This is a genomic window from Glutamicibacter sp. NPDC090743 (assembly GCF_044769125.1).
In the GTDB taxonomy this organism is placed as follows: domain Bacteria; phylum Actinomycetota; class Actinomycetes; order Actinomycetales; family Micrococcaceae; genus Glutamicibacter.
Window position 1 is genome coordinate 592,663 of sequence record NZ_JBIVXE010000001.1, and the last position, 15,368, is coordinate 608,030.

Sequence of the window (15,368 nt, forward strand, 5' to 3'; positions counted from 1 at the left end):
AAGGGCTCAATGCGGTACTGACTCGAAAGCAACCGCGCTTCCGGTGCCACCCGCGGCGGCCATGAGCGCGATCGCCCTTTGCCCAGGTATCCGGGCCTGGTTGGCCTGCCAGAACAGCCGAGTCGCAAGAATCGCGCCGCTAGCACCGTAGGGGTGTCCCAACGCCAAGGCCCCGCCACCCTGGTTCACCGTCACCTCGGTGATCCCTAGCTCATCGAGGCATGCCAGGGCCTGGACGGCAAAGGCTTCGTTGAACTCGATCAGTGGAGTGCTGGAAGCAGCAGCGGATGGCAGCAGGCCGATGAGCTTGCGGTACGCCGGTACCGCCGCCATGCCGAGAATGCCGGGATCGCAAGCACCTGAAGCAGAAGCAAGGTAGCGCATTGCGAAGGTTGGGTTCAGTCTCTGGCGCATTTGTTCGCTCACCAAGATCACCGCGGCTGCACCATCGTTAATCGGGCAGGAGTTTCCCGCAGTCACGGTGCCACCGGGTACGAATGCCTGCTTGAGCGCGGCGAGCTTGCGAAGTGTCAGTCCGGGCTTGGGGCAGGTGTCGGCCGCTACTTGCCCGTTGCTTGTATCCACGGTGACAAGCTCGCGATCAAAGAGCCCAGCCGCTTGAGCGCGCAGCGCACGCTGGTGGCTCTGCAAAGCGAAAGAATCTTGCCGCTCTTGTGCGATGCCGTAGGACTGGGCAATATTCTCCGCAGCTTCGCCCATTTCGGGGTCCGGGTCTCGTACTGGAGTGAATCGGGCACGCGAGTAGAGGCGCGGAGGCTGGATTACGGAGGTTTGCTTTTCAACCCGCCATGGCGCGGTACTCACCGACTCCACGCCACCGGCCACCACGACATGCGCTTCACCGCAACGTATCATCCGCGCAGCGGCGGCAATTGCGTCCAGTCCACTGGCGCATTGGGCATCGATGCTGGTCGCGCTGACGGTATTGGGCAGCACCGACGCCAAAGCAGACACTCGCGCTATATTTCCGCCCGGTCCCGCCGCATTGCCGGCAAATACGTGGTCTACATCCGCAGGGGAGATGCCGCTTCGATCTATTAGCGCGTTGATCACCTGAGCCAGCAGTTGGTCTGCGGTAATGCGGGAATACTCCTTGCCTGCTCTGACGATGGGCGTGCGTGCTGCATTGATAATGAAGGCGTCATTCATCTGAGCCAGTCGCTCCGTTCAATGTCCAGATCCTGGAAGTCCAAAGCCGAGGCATTCAATTTTCCGCTGAAGGTCTCGGGCCACGATCGCAAGTAGATGATTTGGTGCGGGATCTTGTACTGGGGCAAATGCTTCTGCAGGCCGGTGAGAAGCGCGGACGGATTGCGGGGTGGCGAAACCGTGTAGGCCAGCAACTTGGCTGGTGCGCTCGATGCATCGATCCGCACTACGGCATTGGCCAGCCCCTCGGCATTAAGCGCTGCGCCCACTTCGCCCGGGTGGATATTGTTTCCGTTGAGATTCATCATCCCGTCGTTGCGACGGGACAGGACGATGCGATTTGAACCCAGGAGCTTCGCCTGATCACCAATGCCGATTGCTGTGCCGCACCGAGAGATGACAGAGTCCGAGCTAAGGTCGTACCCTTTGGCGTTGAACGGGCTATCGATATAGAGCGAGCCAAAGCCTGAACCCGGCGTTGCCTCATGGGTGTGAGCCTGCACCCCGGGAAACAGCTGGCCGTCGAAGTACGGAGTTCGCGGCTGGTTGGCCAGCCGCTCGCGATACGCGATGAGGCTGTGCTCGCTGCTCCCGAAATATTCAACGCAGCGCGCCGAGGGAGCCATCTGGTGAAGAGTTTGCATGGTCTCCTGGTCCAGGAATTCCCCTCCGCTGATGACCAATCGCAGGCTGGAGAACCGTGCCGGGTCATCCAGGGCCAGCACCTTGCCTAGAATTGTCGGTACGCTGACGATACGGGTGCAGCTGACGCGCGCCAGCAATGATGCAACGCCCTTTTGATCCCATTTTCCGGAAGCCAGGAAGGTGCCGCCAGCATGCAGGGACTCGACCATCGCGTAGAGGCCCAGACCGTGGGAAATGGGACTCGGGCAAAGAGTGGAATCATCTGGCGAAGCGCCCAAGATCGTGGCGCCGGCACTCAGGGACGCTTCCCACGATGCAGCACTCCGGAGCACAGCCTTGGGACGCGATGAGCTTCCAGAAGTACAAATGATCAGCAGGTCTTCAGCGCAATGAGTCTTGGTCGCGGGCGCAATGTATTCACCGGGCTCGGGCGGCTCGGGCGGCAAGGCGAATCTTGGGACGCCGGGCAAAGGCCGCGGAACCGTCCATTCAAGCACGAAATCGCATTGAAGAGCGGTTGCCATGGAAGTGGCCAGTTTTCCGGGCCAAGCAGGGTCAATCACCACCAATGTCTTGCCACTGCGCGCGATCGCATAAAAAGCGATGGCCATCTCAATCGGATCGCTGGTGTGCACGGCGATCCGATTGCCTGGAACGGATTCTAGCCGCTTGGCCAGAGCACCGCTTCTGCTGGCCAACTGCGCATAAGTCAGCCGGCTTTCAACCGTGAGCAGGGCAAGATGATCCGGTCGTTGATTGGCCCACCTTGCCAGTGCCTGCCACAGTTCCATCGAGCTACTTCATCAACCCGCGGTAGCTACGGTGCACGGTCAGGGCCACCAGGGTGGCGACTACGGCTTTGAGGACGTCCCCGGGCAGGAATCCGAGAGACCCCAGCAAGGATGTGCCCAGATCAAGCCCGGTAACAGCAGCGGTCCACGGAACGCCAAACAGATAGATGACGACGATTCCGCCAAGGAGAGCCGAGGCCAGTCCGGACATGAATCGGGCGACCTTGTTTTCGTTGCGCAGAACCCAGTATTTGAAGAGGGCTCCAATAACGAGTGAGCCGAAAATCCATCCAATGAGATATCCGCCGGTCGGCCCGAACAGGACTCCAAGCCCACCACGCCCACCAGCCAACAAGGGCAGCCCTGCCAAAGACAGGACTACGACAACCAGTGAGGTCAATGAACCTCGCCAAGGTCCCAATAAGGCGCCGGCCAGCATGACACCCAGGGTTTGCAGGGTAATGGGTACCGGGATGATCCCCAATGTAATAGGGGGAAGGAGCCCCATGGCCGCGATCATGGCGGCAAAGACTGCGACGTATACCGTATTGCGAGTTTGCGAAGTTGAGTCGGTGCGAGTTGGCATTGTGTTTCCTTGGAAGTGCGAGCGAGATGGAAGTAGATGACGCGCTTAGCGTCGGTAAGGTGCTGAATCGTAGCCGCGGGCGTCTAACGCTTCGGCTGTCTCGTCAGCGATTTTTAGTGATCTGATAACTAATGGGACACTCACGGCCAACGGATTGTTGCCCAGACCCCGAGCATGCTGGGCTTCGCGGACTTCGAGGTATACCTTTTTCAATTCCGGAATGAACCGTATTGTCATGGACAATCCCAATGCGATTTGCGCTGGATTAGCTCCAAGGAATCGTAATGGAGAGGCAACCTGTTGGAAGAGCTCGAGCATCGCGTCAAAGCTTGTGGTGAGGCTGACGGCGTAGGCCATCAGGCACATGGTCAGCAGCCGCAGGACCGAGACCACGGCGTTGGCCCAATCGGTTTGCAGGCCGAGAAGAATGAAGACGATGCCGAGAATCATGGCCAATGAGAACAGTGGCATGCGCAGTTGCTTGAGGTCGACCCTAGCCGAAAGCAGCAGTATCGCACTGAGAATGAACAGGGGCAGCAAGACCTGCCACGAGCTAATCAAGTAAAGCCCGATGCTCAGAACCAGCAATGTTCCGAATTTCCATCCCGGCTTAACACGCGCTAGATACGAAGTATTCTTGGCCGCGATCATGCGTGGCTCCATTGGCGGTAATGGGCGATTGCTTCTTCCGGTCGGCCATCGAATGCGATAGCTCCGTCGGTGACCACGAGAACGCGGTCGAAATCTTCAAGTATTTCCAAATCGTGCGTCACCACAATTGCACGTTGCGCCAGCTTGGCAATTTCGCGTTGGAACGCGAGTCGATTGCGCAGATCCAGCATCGTAGTGGGTTCATCGAACACAATCGTTCGTGGCCGCATGGCAAGGACGGAAGCGAGTGCGACCATTTGCTGCTCGCCGCCGGAAAGAGTGTGGCTTTCGCGATCTGCCAGATGCGAGATGTTGAGCTCTGCCAGTGTCTCATGCACGCGCAATTGGCGCTCTGCTTTGGGAATTTGCAAATTCTTCAGTCCGAACGCAATGTCTTCATAGACCAGCGGCATGATGATTTGATTTGCTGGATTCTGGAAGACAAAACCCACATCGCGGCGGATCTGCTTTGCATGATTCCGAGTGTTCAGGTCGCCAACGTGCACGGATCCTTCAGTAGGCAAAACGAGGCCATTGATGAGCCGGGAGAGCGTACTCTTCCCAGCACCGTTTGCCCCGATAATGCCGATGCGCTGTTCGTTGAGAGTCAAGCGCACATCTTTGAGGACATCGCGCTCTTCAAAGCGGACAGTGACATTCTCAAATCGAATTGGGGGTAGTTCCACGAGTGCTCCAGCGCAAGGTTCGTAGCTTGAACGGCGGGCTCCATGATCGGACAGCCATTCATGCTTGCGTTACAGATGACCGAAGAGCCATCGATTAAGAGCATACTTGATCACCGTTCAATTGTCTTGATCAGTGTTCAATAAATTCTTATGCGACGAAGAATTGTTCGTAGACCAAGCCCAGGGCCAAGAGGATCATTATGGTTCCGGAGCACATGGTTACGATGCGTGCCGCCATGGGCCGGGAACGAAGCAGCACCCTGGCAGCCAATGCAACGGAGAAGTACACGAGGATCGATACCGCGAAATGAGTAAGCCCAAGAGCGCCGGTTTGCAGGGAGAGCGGAAGATCCAGGGACGAATCCAGGTACTGCGGGATGAGGGCCACATACAGCAGTAGTGCCTTGGGGTTAGTGCCGCTGGTGAGCAGGCCCTTGAGGAATTGGCCGCGTCGCGATCGATGCCGGACCTTGTCCAATAGCGCGACGGTGCTATCGGTAGGTTCGGGTTTGCTCCGAGTGTAATCGCCATCGAGTGCTTCAATCTCCGAGGTAGATGGAGCATCGGCATCAAAGAACCTGGCGTTCCTGCAAGAACGCAGGGTCGCGATGCCTAGCCACAGCAGATAGACCGATCCGGCTGCCGTGAGCCAGAGGAGAAGTGACGGGGAACTCGCGACCAGGGCCGCAATTCCGCACACCAGCAATGCAGTATGAACCAGGTATCCCGAGAGCAATCCCCATACGGCTGGGCGATAGCTGGTTTTGCCCAGTGCAGAGGAAATGATGTACGCCCAGTCGGCGCCGGGCGTGCACGCCAACGTCACCGATACCAAGAGGAATCCGGTGAACTGCGAGAGATCCATTGCTTCTCCAAAATCTAGAAACCTGTGCTCTGATAACAGTAAGGAAAAAATCGTGAAATGTGCTTGCCGATTCTTTGGGGATATCCGTCCCTACGGCAAGAAAAAATTGCTCTGGCGTTAAATGGCGCAAATTATTTGTGCTGTAGTCTAATTTCATGGATGAACTAGACCGTGCGATCTTGGCCGAGTTGCAGAATGACGGACGGATGAGCGCTACCGCGGTAGCTGCAAAAGTTGGGCTATCGGTGGCTCCCTGCCATCGCCGGATCAAAGATCTTGAGCGCAGGGGAGTCATCAGCGGCTACCAAGCGGTGATTGACCCGGAGAAGGTTGGACTGGGATTCGAGGCCCTGGTTTTCGTCACGTTGAAAGACAGAGCGCAGCTTAAGCATTTTGAATTAGCGGTAGAGAGCGAAGAGCTAATAGTTGATGCGCAGCGCCTTTTCGGCGAGCCAGACTTCCTATTGCGAGTCTTTGCCAAGGATCTGCCGCATTACCAGCGTGTATACGACGAGGTCCTAGTTGACCTACCGGGCGTGGAAAAATTGACGAGCACCATAGTCATGCGAAACATCAAGGAGCGGGCGGTTCTGCCCGTCTAGGACGTCTTGTTGGACGGCTTCCAGTTGCGGGTTACCGCCGGCGTCAAGGACAACGAAATAATCAGAACTACCGCGCAAATCCATAAGGCCTGAGGCAACTTCAAGGTATCGACGACGAAACCAATAAATGGCGGACCGCCAAGCATTGCTCCATATCCAAACGCACTGACGATGCTCACCGCTTTTGGACCCAGGCGTTCTCCGCGGGAAGCCGCGATGCTCATGCCCAAGGGGAAGCCGAGCGAGCTACCGAGGCCCCACAATGCTGCACCGAGGCCTACTAGGGAGGGGCTTGTGCCGGTGATGAACAAGCCGACGCCGAGAAGGCCGATAATTCCCATGATCAGGAGTGTATTTTTCGTGCCGAAGCGGTCCACAAGGCGACCACCGACAAAGCGTCCCAGCGTCATTGCTGCGACGAACAAGGTGAACATGAGCGCGCCAATTTGATGCTTGAAACCGTGCCCGTCAACCGAAGTAACGGCAATCCAATCATTGGCCGCACCCTCGCTGAAACTTAAACCGGCGACCATTATGCCAAGCAGCAGCAAGAGTCCCATTTTGTGCGTTGATTGAGTTCGGTTCTGGGGGACATCCTTGTTGATTGGAACCAAATTTTCGTTTTCCCAGCAGGTAATACCTCGATGGGCAACGTAAGCGAGAAGAAGAATGATGACCGCGACAAACGAGAAGTGCCAAAGGCTCGAGATATTCAAGGAAATGGTTGCTGTTGCCACCCCGGCGCCAATTAGGGTTCCCAGGCTGAAGAACCCATGAAGGGAAGGCATGATGCTGCGGCCGACACGACGTTCAACCTGTGCGCCGCTGACGTTCATCATGATGTCCAAACAGCCAAAAGTAAGCCCGTAAAAGAACAGGGCTACGTAGGCAAGAGTGGCTTCCTCGGTTATGGAAATAGCTATGCCCAGTACGACCAAGCATGCTGCTAATCCGATGGGCAAACAGCACAACAGGCGGCGTGTTGGAACGAATTTGCTCACCGACGGAATAAGGGAGATTCCGAGCAAAGTTCCGATGGTGCTGCAAATCAAGAACGACCCGAGGTTCAAACCAGAGAAATCGAAAACAGCGTCGATAATGGAGAGGCGGCCTGCCCAAGTCGCAAAAGATAATCCTGCAAGAAGGAATATTAGATTGATGCTGGTGCGTTCCGTGATTCTCTGTCGCGCGAGGTGGGCGACCAGTTGGGTCATCGGGCACTGTCCCTTTCGATTTCTACAATTCCTAGAGTTTATCTCAAATTAGGGGGATAAGTTACTGTTCAGTCGGGATTCTGCGTGATTATGCGCCGCTGCACGGCTCACGATCATGACATTCACAGATTCGACGGCCGGACCAGGAAAAGAAACGGTGGTGAAGAACGAAAGTTCTCGCTAGTCAGCAGATTTCTTTGCGGAAAATACGGGTATGGTGGCATTGCCTACCGGGAAGTACGCTCGAGATGAAAACTCGTAAATTTCTTGCGTGCAGAGGTGGGATCGTGAAGTTGAGTTCCGAACAATGCGGAGTGATCATCGTGGGTGCTGGATTGGCCGGGTTGGTTGCAGCGTCCAAGGCACTTGATGAAGGACTGAGAGTCCGAATCCTGGATCAGGAAAACAGGGGTAATCTCGGCGGCCAGGCTTACTGGTCTTTTGGGGGACTGTTTCTCGTTGGAACTCCTGAACAGCGCCGCTTGGGAGTTCGTGATTCTTTTGACCTTGCCTGGTCGGATTGGCAGCATAGTGCACAATTTGACCGGTTGGACGATGAGGACCTGTGGGCGCAACGTTGGGCCAAAGCCTACGTGGAGTTCGCAGCTACTGAAAAACGGTCCTGGATCAAGCAAAAGGGCATAGATCTGACTCCAGTTGTGGGCTGGGCAGAGCGCGGCGATGGTCGCGCCGATGGGCATGGGAATTCTGTACCCAGATTTCACATCGCCTGGGGAACTGGCACCGGGGTATCGATGCCATTTGTGAATAGGGTGCTCGACGGACTGCAAACGGGACATGCCGAGTTGCTCAACCGCCACAGGGTTACTGGATTGGTGACCACTGACGGTTCAGTTACCGGCGTTCGCGGTGAGGTCTTGTCGCCTGATGACGCTCCACGCGGGCAACAGTCGTCAAGAAACGTGGTTTCGGAGTTCGAGTTTTCGGCTGAAGCCGTGGTGATTGCAACCGGGGGAATAGGCGGAAATCAGGACCTGGTTCGGAAATTCTGGCCCGACAGGCTCGGCATCGCGCCGGGGCGCATGATTACCGGCGTTCCGAATTATGTTGACGGCAGCGGCATTGAACTCTCGCAGGAGGTGGGGGCGCGTCTTGTTAACCGCGATCGAATGTGGCATTACACAGAGGGAATCCAGAATTGGAACCCAATTTGGCCCGCTCATGGAATTAGAATTTTGCCCGGTCCAAGCCCGATGTGGTTCGATGCTGAAGGGAACCGCCTTCGTCCTCCTTGCCTTCCAGGGCACGACACTTTGGGCACGTTGAAATACCTGCGCACCGATCCCACTGCGCGAAAGTACGACTATTCATGGTTCGTGCTGAATCAGCGAATTATCGAGAAGGAGTTTGCGCTGTCAGGGTCGGAGCAAAATCCAGATCTGACTAATCGGGATAAAGCCGGAGTTATCAAGGACCGGATCTTTGGCAAGGGTGCTCCGGGGCCGGTCATGGATTTCTTGAACAAAGGTGCGGATTCCGTTTCAGCGACTACCGTCGAGGAGCTCGTCACGAAAATGAATGCAATCGCCCCGGAAGCACATATTGATCCGATGCGGCTTCACCAGCAATTAATGGTTCGTGATTCGCAAACTGAAAATCCATTTAGCAAAGATCGCCAAATTCAATCTATCCGCAATGCCCGAAAGTACATCGGAGACCGTTTGACCCGAGCAGTTGCTCCGCACAGCATACTCGATCCTGCGGCGGGGCCATTGATAGCTGTGAAGCTGCACATTCTGACACGAAAGTCATTAGGCGGACTGCAGACAGATCTATCTGGGCGAGTCCTCAAATACGACGGAACAGTTCTTGACGGGCTTTATGCGGCCGGTGAAGCATCTGGATTCGGGGGAGGCGGGATGCATGGGTACAACGCGCTGGAAGGAACTTTCTTGGGCGGGTGCTTATTTAGTGGCCGGCAAATAGGACGAGGGCTGGCTGACAGGATCGGCCGGAAAGGGCCTCAAGCTAGAAAAGAGGCCTAACACTGGTCAAATTCCTAGATCTGGATAGATGCGAAAACCGCCGTTCACTTGCATTACCAAGTGAACGGCGGTTTATTTCGTACCCCCGGCCGGATTCGAACCGGCGACCTAGAGATTAGAAGAACCTCCAAGCGGTTTCCGCACGGTTACGCACCCACCAAATTCCTCGTGAATCCGGGGTTCCCTTTGTTGGAGCACCACCGATTTTGTGCCAGAGTCCAGCAAAACTGTGGTGCAAATTGTGGTGTAGATTCACCCATCACGGTCCACCATGATGCTGAGGCGCACGGCCCTTTCGGGTACTAGGTCGAATGCTTGGTCTCGGGCTGTTTCGTAGTCATCTCCGATGACTGACACGGCGCCGGTCTCGCCGTCTTGCAGGTAATTCACTGTTACTTCCACAAGGCGAATTCTAGTTGATCCGTGAACACCCAGCATAAGATTCGATCATGATCAATGCCGAAGAATATTTGTGCCGTGCAGCTAACGAATACGCCACAAGCGCTCAGAATTTTTACTGCTCGGCTCCGAGCGCCCCAGATGTATGGGTCGCATCCGGTACGTGGGCTGGTGTTATTGTTGCCGCGGCAGTGGGCATATATGCCCGGCGTGCCTGGCGTACAGCTCAAGTGCAACTAGAAGAGACAAAGGCTATCGCCCTAAATGAGCAACGGATCCCCGCATTGTTGAACCTGCTGGACGGGATGGATGAGCACTGTACGCCGCCTGAGCGATTATCTTCTAAAGAAGAATCAGCCCGGAATCGCCGCATGCAGCGCCTCGTTGACCGTTGGACGTTGACTTATCCCTACCTGTACGAGAGTGGGAAACTGAGATATTTAGTTCACGAACTAACGGACTTCGTTTCCAACCTCGTCCGTATGAGAGGAGTTCTGAGCAACATGGTGGGCATTGACCAACTTGAGAATGAATTTTTGAAGCTTATCTCCGCCCGAGACGAGGCCAATTCGTTTCTACGCGACTTGAAATTCGATCTCGCTCGGTCGTGCAGTTTAATCCAAGCCGGCGAACTCAGCCCTGTTGAGGCGGACCGAAAGTTCGCAATGCACGCCGATGAGTTATACCGTCGTAATGGTGACAATACTTCCATGCTCTATTCATATGGAGACTTCGACAATTAGAACCGTTTTTCCTAGGCGCAGAAAAGCCGTCCCACCCTCGATAGAGGGTGGGACGGCTTAGTAGTTACTGGGCTATGTGCTTGTTTGGCTTCTCGGCAGAGTAAGAATCTGGCGACTTTGCGTAGCCCAGCAGCCAACCAAGCTTCGGGCTGATGTAGGTTTCGAAGAGCCGCACGGCCACGTAATAGGCCGTGGTGAACAGGAGCGTGAGCAGAGCGGTGAGCTTGCCCTCGAACTCCGGATCCAGCGGGATGTTCGCGCCGGCGAACCAACCCAGTACGGATCCGACGACGATCGGCACGATAGTTCGGACGGTGGATGCCCAGAGGGCCAAGAATGCTTCGGACATGGTGTCTCCTAGTTGTTGTCGTTGAGCCAGCGCTGAATGGCCTTGCCGGTTTCCTTCAACGGCTTACCGTCCAGACGCCACTTGCGGATGTCGTAGTAGACCTTGCCCCGGTGGCCCAGGTCGTCGGCCAGCATGCGCTGGAACTCGACCCAGAACCAGTAGCCGTCGTCGCCGTCCTTCTTGAGCGCGGTGCCCTTCTTGGCACCACGGGCAGCGAACGGGGTCTTTAGGTAGTACCCGTTGCGCTGCATCAGCGTCATCGTGTCGGTGATGGTCAGCTTCTCGAACTTGCCATCCCACTGCTTGTTGAGACCGTTCACGACGTTCTCCAGCAAGATCTGCAGCGCACCGACCTCCCAGGACAGGAAGTTGCCGTTGATCTTCAGATCGGCGTAGTTGTCCGGGAAGTTCGTGGAACCGTTCGGAACGTTGTCCGGCGACTGGTCGGCCACCTTCGGACGCGACATGACCGGGACAGGCTTGCCGGTCAGCTTCCCGCCCAGCTCGCGTTCCCACAGTTCGATGGTGTCGTCCTTGTCGCGGCGTGCAGCCGACCAGGAGAACTCCACGTGCAGGTGATCGGTGTGCGGGTTCACGCCGGTGTAGTTATACCAGCCCTTGTTCTTGTAGCCACCGGAGAAGATCTTGCGGTTGAAGATGATGCACTGGATGCCCAGTTCCTTGGAGTTCAGGCGCAGCTGCTCGGCGAACTCTTCGAAGATCTCGATCTTGTCGTACCAGCGCAGGCCGAAGTCCATCGCACGGCCTTCACCATGCAACGAGGTGGTGCTGTTGGAGCCTCGCACCGGCCGGCAGTTGTAGATTCCGGAGTTGCGGCCGCCGACCTCCTTGTACTTGGCGAGGAACCAGGCCATGGCGCCGAGTGCGCCCTCGGCTGGTCCCATGGTGCAGGACTTCGCGCCGATGTAGCCGTTGTAGATCGCCATGCTTACTTGCCTCCTAGCGGCTTGATGCCCTTGGCCGGCGCCACGTAGTCCGGATGCTCCGGGTCGGTGACTTCCTCCGGATTCGGGTCTTCGTAGTTGTCCTGGTCGATGGCTTCCATCGGGTTACGGTCAGACATGGTGGTTCCTTTCGGATTTCGGGCATGAGTAAAGCCCGGACCGTTTGGTCTCGGGCTTGGTAACAATTGAACTTGTGAATCGTTAATGATCAGATCTGAGCATGGTCATCGCTGCTAATTGCCCCGTACATGGGCCCTTCGAATCGCATGGTATTCACGTCGAGAATTCAACCAATGTGAGTTTCTCCGGAAATGTCGATTCCTGCCCAGTTCCGGGTTGCGGCCTCCCAGCTCGCGTGATGGATGGAACCTTTTCATTCACTGGAGGTCAGACCATTGTTCACGAAGCACCTGAATGGTCGATTCGTGCGTTGAACGCCGTCGAAACCGCGATACAGGATGCGTTGCGATTGGCCGCTGATCCAGAAACAAGTGATCCCGAGGTGCGGGTAGCTTTTGACAAAGCAGCTGCTCTTGCGAGAGTAAATTCTCGAGACGCGCCGGTCGATATTCGGAATGTAATTCTTGATCTGCTTTCGCTCGCACCCCTCCGTAAGGTCAAAGGTTTCAAACGCAAGTCTCTGGCTGCTCTAGCGATTCTGCATTTGGTTCTAACGAACTACTCCACTTACAAAGCCAGCGCAATTGAAATTTCTTCGGACGTCAGCCATGCAATCGAAGTGATCGTCGAGAATAGCTGTGATTTCGCTTCCGACGTCCAAGTTCACCTAGGCGCTATCCTCGACGATTTGAACAAGAAGTAGAACTCGAAATGCGCGGGCGCGCATATCCCAGCTCACTATTTCTTTTGCCAGCCTGAAGGCCGCGTTTGAGAACAGGGCAAAAGAAAATGACTAGCGTGTGCTAGTCCTTGAGGAATTTATCTGCGAGCCTGTTGATCTTGTCCCGCATCGGCCCAGTCTCATTGACGTGCTGAGTGAACTCTCGCTGCGTATATGCAAGCCCTTTTTGCAGGTCACGATCAGCAGATCTGAGGATGCCGATGGAATCATCGATACCTCGCAGGTCCTTGGTATGCGTGTCGAGTTTCTGGCCGTCGCCTTTCTGCTTGGCTTCTACCCGCTTCAGGGCATCGATCACTTCATCTAACCGGTCAGACAATGAAGTCGGCCGGTTGTTGATGGATTGGTGCACCGCGGCGGTGTCCTTGCGTGTTCTGGACATGTCGAAGGAAAGCTTTGTCACGATGGCAGTCAGCAGAGCGAAGACCCCGCCGATGATAGACAGGAGGATCGGCTCGGTAAGCCATTCAGGCATGGCAGCTCCTTAACATTTTGTTGAACGTCACATGATTTATAACTTTTCTGCAACGTTTGGATGATTGGTGCGCGAAGTATCTGAACCTTATGATTAGCTGGGAGTTCAACAACAGCGTTCCATGGGGGAAAATTGTTCACAGATGTTCAGCGTCATCACGCGGCCAAAGTTCTTCAGGATCAAGCTCAGGTACTTCGTGATTGCAGCGATCTATCTGAGCTTGCAGAATGCCTTGCAGACATTGACGCTGCACTAGCTCCACTCAGGTAATACGATTGAGCGTTGAGTAGCGCTCACAGGCGGCATAAAAAATGCGCCCCCTGTGAGCGCTTTGCTATGGGCTCAGATCTTCGATTTTCCCGCCACCTGCCAGATATTTGGCCGTGAGCTCTTCAATCTGTGCGGGGATCTCCGCTAGAGCTTTGCGTCGCTCTTGCTCGGCTAGTACCGCGTTCAGATGATCACCGAGCTGTTCATCCGTCATGGTCGAGAAATCCATGCTGATACTCCTTACTGGTAGGGAATGATGCCTACTGCTGTGCCAGGCAAGCTAGTGGGCCACGGGTCAGTTGTTCGAAAGGTGAAGTCCAGGTAGTCCACGGATATTGTCGGGTCTGTGATGTAGATGTTTCCGCTTTTTTGCAACGCACACCGGTTCCCTCGAAAGGTAGAACCGTAAATATTCGTGATCGGCGTGAACCCCGGGGGCAAGACAATCACGGGAATATTTCCAGTTCCGGCCCCTGCTCGGGAGAGCGAGTTGAAAGCAACATGAACCATGCTTCCCTCTCGTGTTAGGAAGCACTCGCCGCCGACTGTGTAATCTGCCTTGATCAAAGAGGCGATATCGCGGATGCCCGTATCTCCTCGAAGAAGCTGCTCGCGCTGATTGATCGGATCCCAGACTTTGACCACTCGCCCCGCGGTTTCGCTGACTGCATACCGTTGGAACGGTTCCACCAGCAGTCGGCTAATAGCGGCTGCCATAGCCGCGTACCCTGCCGTATTCAGGTGGATTCCGTCAGCGTCATACGCGGGATTCAGCGTCTCATCATCCAATGACACCGCAGCTGACATGTCGAACACGTCACGGAACAGCGGGGAAGCCTTCATCCACGCGTTGTACTGGCGGCGCAGAGTTTCCCCTGCACCAGTCACCGCCGTTCGTGGGAGAATCGTCGCACCGTAAACGTTCGGTGAGATGTGCTTGCGGATGTTCTTGATGTTGTCCACGGTCACATCGATGCATTCCTGCAAAGTCGGTGTTGTTGGACGGAAGATCATGTTCGAACCCATGGCGTAAAGCACTGCGTCAGCTTGGACAATGTCTTTGCCGTACAAGCTCCACTTTTTGCCCTGCGGGTCAGCCCACGAATCGCCCTGATCGCCAGAGTGCGACCAATGCTGAGGAACAATCCCACGCGGGCGGCAGTACTGATCCAGCCACGAGTCGTACATGACTTTGGAGGCGGAAACACCTGAGCTGATACTGTCGCCGAAGACGGCCAGTCGCGGCACCTCGGCAGGGATCTCCACTTCTAGGTAGATGAAGAACGGCAATGTGTTCGCGGCTGCACCTGTGCCGATGATTGCGTTCGACGCAGAGCCACCAGTGAACCCGTACCCGATGTTGTTCTGGACATCGCCGGAGGACTGCCAGCCGAACGCTACGAGCACGTCCGTGCCTGCCATGCCTTCAGGAAGGTTCACCCAGCGCGACAAGAACCCTTCGGTTCCGGTTGAGCCGGAGCTCTGCACCGAGACCCAGCTCAATGACTGTGAAGTACCACCGTTATGCCGTCCGAGACTGATATTGCTCAGGGCTGCGGCGGGGCTGTCAGCCATGTTGTAGCGCGGGTTCCAGTTACGGATGCCAATGCGTGCACGGGTGGCGCCAGCAGGGATGCGTTGCAATCCACGAACGAACCCTTGCCCGGTCGTCTGCCCGCCACCATGGCCTGTAGTGATTGAGATTGCCGTCTGCGCCAAGGAACCCGGCGTGGCAGGCAGTAGCCCGTCAAACTCTGTCGTTTCCTTGTGGTGGTCGGTGCGACGCCAGTCACCCCAAACTTCACCGTTCGCGTACAGCTCACGTTGCCAGACTTCGCTAACTGGGGCGAGAGTGCGCTGGATCTGGATCAGCCCTGTTCCGACGGGCAAGACTTCGAAAGATGACGGACTGGCTTTTGGCAGGCCCATCTCGCCGGCAGTCGTTCCGCTAAGTATCGAGTATGCGCCAGCGTCAGCTGAAGTCATCGCGTCAATGTTGGTGGAGGATCCTAGGTTGCGTTGCCACCAGGTGCCGACGTCGCCTTTAGGGCCTTTGAGGTTGCCGAGTTTCACCCAATCGAGTGCCATG

The 15,368-nt window shown here is 55.9% G+C and carries 18 protein-coding genes; 4 read left to right on the plus strand and 14 right to left on the minus strand.

All coding sequences use genetic code 11. From position 1 onward, the window contains the following. Nucleotides 1-6 precede the first annotated feature (6 nt). The 6 genes from ACIQTS_RS02850 to ACIQTS_RS02875 all read right to left on the minus strand — a co-directional run bounded on the left by ACIQTS_RS02850 (nucleotide 7) and on the right by ACIQTS_RS02875 (nucleotide 5,394). Nucleotides 7-1,170, minus strand: coding sequence for a thiolase family protein (locus ACIQTS_RS02850; RefSeq protein WP_402471035.1), 1,164 nt, complete (start codon nucleotides 1,168-1,170; stop codon nucleotides 7-9). Beyond that, on the minus strand, nucleotides 1,167-2,606 hold the full coding sequence (locus ACIQTS_RS02855) for a class I adenylate-forming enzyme family protein (protein WP_402471037.1): 1,440 nt from the start codon (nucleotides 2,604-2,606) through the stop codon (nucleotides 1,167-1,169). The genes ACIQTS_RS02850 and ACIQTS_RS02855 overlap by 4 nt, the downstream gene beginning before the upstream one ends. Before the next feature lie 4 nt (nucleotides 2,607-2,610). Next, nucleotides 2,611-3,192 (minus strand): biotin transporter BioY, encoded by a 582-nt coding sequence (locus ACIQTS_RS02860; RefSeq protein ID WP_402471039.1) that lies wholly within the window; start codon nucleotides 3,190-3,192, stop codon nucleotides 2,611-2,613. Between the two features lie 45 nt (nucleotides 3,193-3,237). Next, the gene (locus ACIQTS_RS02865) at nucleotides 3,238-3,843 is read right to left on the minus strand and encodes an energy-coupling factor transporter transmembrane component T family protein (protein ID WP_400288079.1); all 606 of its coding nucleotides are present in this window, start codon (nucleotides 3,841-3,843) and stop codon (nucleotides 3,238-3,240) included. Then, complete coding sequence (locus ACIQTS_RS02870) at nucleotides 3,840-4,529, minus strand: ABC transporter ATP-binding protein (RefSeq protein WP_332594705.1); 690 nt, start codon at nucleotides 4,527-4,529, stop codon at nucleotides 3,840-3,842. Before ACIQTS_RS02870 ends, ACIQTS_RS02865 begins: the two co-directional genes overlap by 4 nt. 148 nt (nucleotides 4,530-4,677) lie before the next feature. Next, nucleotides 4,678-5,394, minus strand: a complete 717-nt coding sequence (locus ACIQTS_RS02875) for a LysE family translocator (RefSeq protein ID WP_400288077.1) — start codon at nucleotides 5,392-5,394, stop codon at nucleotides 4,678-4,680. Nucleotides 5,395-5,549: 155 nt separating this feature from the next. On the opposite strand from ACIQTS_RS02875, the gene ACIQTS_RS02880 reads away from it, so the two are divergent. Then, nucleotides 5,550-5,996 (plus strand): Lrp/AsnC family transcriptional regulator, encoded by a 447-nt coding sequence (locus ACIQTS_RS02880; protein ID WP_400288076.1) that lies wholly within the window; start codon nucleotides 5,550-5,552, stop codon nucleotides 5,994-5,996. Here ACIQTS_RS02880 and ACIQTS_RS02885 read toward each other — a convergent pair. Next, complete coding sequence (locus ACIQTS_RS02885; RefSeq protein ID WP_400288074.1) at nucleotides 5,993-7,210, minus strand: MFS transporter; 1,218 nt, start codon at nucleotides 7,208-7,210, stop codon at nucleotides 5,993-5,995. The genes ACIQTS_RS02880 and ACIQTS_RS02885 overlap by 4 nt on opposite strands. A gap of 293 nt (nucleotides 7,211-7,503) precedes the next feature. Between ACIQTS_RS02885 and ACIQTS_RS02890 the strand changes: the two genes are divergently transcribed. Further along, nucleotides 7,504-9,216, plus strand: coding sequence for an FAD-binding dehydrogenase (locus ACIQTS_RS02890; protein WP_402471216.1), 1,713 nt, complete (start codon nucleotides 7,504-7,506; stop codon nucleotides 9,214-9,216). Nucleotides 9,217-9,468: 252 nt separating this feature from the next. Here ACIQTS_RS02890 and ACIQTS_RS02895 read toward each other — a convergent pair whose 3' ends face one another. Beyond that, nucleotides 9,469-9,618: a hypothetical protein gene (locus ACIQTS_RS02895; protein ID WP_402471044.1), complete on the minus strand. Its 150-nt coding sequence runs from the start codon at nucleotides 9,616-9,618 to the stop codon at nucleotides 9,469-9,471. 47 nt (nucleotides 9,619-9,665) lie between these two features. Between ACIQTS_RS02895 and ACIQTS_RS02900 the strand changes: the two genes are divergently transcribed. Further along, on the plus strand, nucleotides 9,666-10,358 hold the full coding sequence (locus ACIQTS_RS02900; protein WP_402471047.1) for a hypothetical protein: 693 nt from the start codon (nucleotides 9,666-9,668) through the stop codon (nucleotides 10,356-10,358). Between the two features lie 64 nt (nucleotides 10,359-10,422). On the opposite strand, the gene ACIQTS_RS02905 is transcribed toward ACIQTS_RS02900, so the two are convergent. From ACIQTS_RS02905 to ACIQTS_RS02915, 3 genes are read right to left on the minus strand one after another with little or no spacing between them, the layout of a single operon-like run. After that, the gene (locus ACIQTS_RS02905) at nucleotides 10,423-10,707 is read right to left on the minus strand and encodes a hypothetical protein (protein WP_402471050.1); all 285 of its coding nucleotides are present in this window, start codon (nucleotides 10,705-10,707) and stop codon (nucleotides 10,423-10,425) included. An 8-nt stretch (nucleotides 10,708-10,715) separates the two neighbouring features. Further along, a complete protein-coding gene (locus ACIQTS_RS02910; RefSeq protein ID WP_402471053.1) occupies nucleotides 10,716-11,654 on the minus strand; it encodes a hypothetical protein in 939 nt (312 codons plus the stop codon). Between the two features lie 2 nt (nucleotides 11,655-11,656). After that, a complete protein-coding gene (locus tag ACIQTS_RS02915; protein ID WP_402471055.1) occupies nucleotides 11,657-11,791 on the minus strand; it encodes a hypothetical protein in 135 nt (44 codons plus the stop codon). Between the two features lie 101 nt (nucleotides 11,792-11,892). On the opposite strand from ACIQTS_RS02915, the gene ACIQTS_RS02920 reads away from it, so the two are divergent. Then, nucleotides 11,893-12,495 (plus strand): hypothetical protein, encoded by a 603-nt coding sequence (locus ACIQTS_RS02920; protein ID WP_402471058.1) that lies wholly within the window; start codon nucleotides 11,893-11,895, stop codon nucleotides 12,493-12,495. Nucleotides 12,496-12,595: 100 nt separating this feature from the next. On the opposite strand, the gene ACIQTS_RS02925 is transcribed toward ACIQTS_RS02920, so the two are convergent. The 3 genes from ACIQTS_RS02925 to ACIQTS_RS02935 all read right to left on the minus strand — a co-directional run bounded on the left by ACIQTS_RS02925 (nucleotide 12,596) and on the right by ACIQTS_RS02935 (nucleotide 15,352). Continuing rightward, the gene (locus ACIQTS_RS02925) at nucleotides 12,596-13,009 is read right to left on the minus strand and encodes a hypothetical protein (protein ID WP_402471061.1); all 414 of its coding nucleotides are present in this window, start codon (nucleotides 13,007-13,009) and stop codon (nucleotides 12,596-12,598) included. A 334-nt stretch (nucleotides 13,010-13,343) separates the two neighbouring features. Further along, nucleotides 13,344-13,508 carry a hypothetical protein gene (locus ACIQTS_RS02930; RefSeq protein ID WP_402471063.1) on the minus strand — a complete coding sequence of 55 codons (165 nt, stop codon included), beginning with the start codon at nucleotides 13,506-13,508 and terminating at the stop codon, nucleotides 13,344-13,346. A gap of 11 nt (nucleotides 13,509-13,519) precedes the next feature. After that, a complete protein-coding gene (locus ACIQTS_RS02935) occupies nucleotides 13,520-15,352 on the minus strand; it encodes an SGNH/GDSL hydrolase family protein (protein ID WP_402471066.1) in 1,833 nt (610 codons plus the stop codon). Nucleotides 15,353-15,368 lie beyond the last annotated feature (16 nt).

Excerpts from the sequence above, each read along its gene's own strand:
- ACIQTS_RS02850 (WP_402471035.1), bottom strand. The coding sequence starts at position 1,170 with ATGAATGACGCCTTCATTATCAATGCAGCACGCACGCCCATCGTCAGA.
- ACIQTS_RS02855 (WP_402471037.1), bottom strand. The coding sequence starts at position 2,606 with ATGGAACTGTGGCAGGCACTGGCAAGGTGGGCCAATCAACGACCGGAT.
- ACIQTS_RS02860 (WP_402471039.1), bottom strand. The coding sequence starts at position 3,192 with ATGCCAACTCGCACCGACTCAACTTCGCAAACTCGCAATACGGTATAC.
- ACIQTS_RS02865 (WP_400288079.1), bottom strand. The coding sequence starts at position 3,843 with ATGATCGCGGCCAAGAATACTTCGTATCTAGCGCGTGTTAAGCCGGGA.
- ACIQTS_RS02875 (WP_400288077.1), bottom strand. The coding sequence starts at position 5,394 with ATGGATCTCTCGCAGTTCACCGGATTCCTCTTGGTATCGGTGACGTTG.
- ACIQTS_RS02880 (WP_400288076.1), top strand. The coding sequence starts at position 5,550 with ATGGATGAACTAGACCGTGCGATCTTGGCCGAGTTGCAGAATGACGGA.
- ACIQTS_RS02885 (WP_400288074.1), bottom strand. The coding sequence starts at position 7,210 with ATGACCCAACTGGTCGCCCACCTCGCGCGACAGAGAATCACGGAACGC.
- ACIQTS_RS02900 (WP_402471047.1), top strand. The coding sequence starts at position 9,666 with ATGATCAATGCCGAAGAATATTTGTGCCGTGCAGCTAACGAATACGCC.
- ACIQTS_RS02905 (WP_402471050.1), bottom strand. The coding sequence starts at position 10,707 with ATGTCCGAAGCATTCTTGGCCCTCTGGGCATCCACCGTCCGAACTATC.
- ACIQTS_RS02910 (WP_402471053.1), bottom strand. The coding sequence starts at position 11,654 with ATGGCGATCTACAACGGCTACATCGGCGCGAAGTCCTGCACCATGGGA.
- ACIQTS_RS02915 (WP_402471055.1), bottom strand. The coding sequence starts at position 11,791 with ATGTCTGACCGTAACCCGATGGAAGCCATCGACCAGGACAACTACGAA.
- ACIQTS_RS02920 (WP_402471058.1), top strand. The coding sequence starts at position 11,893 with ATGGTCATCGCTGCTAATTGCCCCGTACATGGGCCCTTCGAATCGCAT.
- ACIQTS_RS02925 (WP_402471061.1), bottom strand. The coding sequence starts at position 13,009 with ATGCCTGAATGGCTTACCGAGCCGATCCTCCTGTCTATCATCGGCGGG.
- ACIQTS_RS02930 (WP_402471063.1), bottom strand. The coding sequence starts at position 13,508 with ATGGATTTCTCGACCATGACGGATGAACAGCTCGGTGATCATCTGAAC.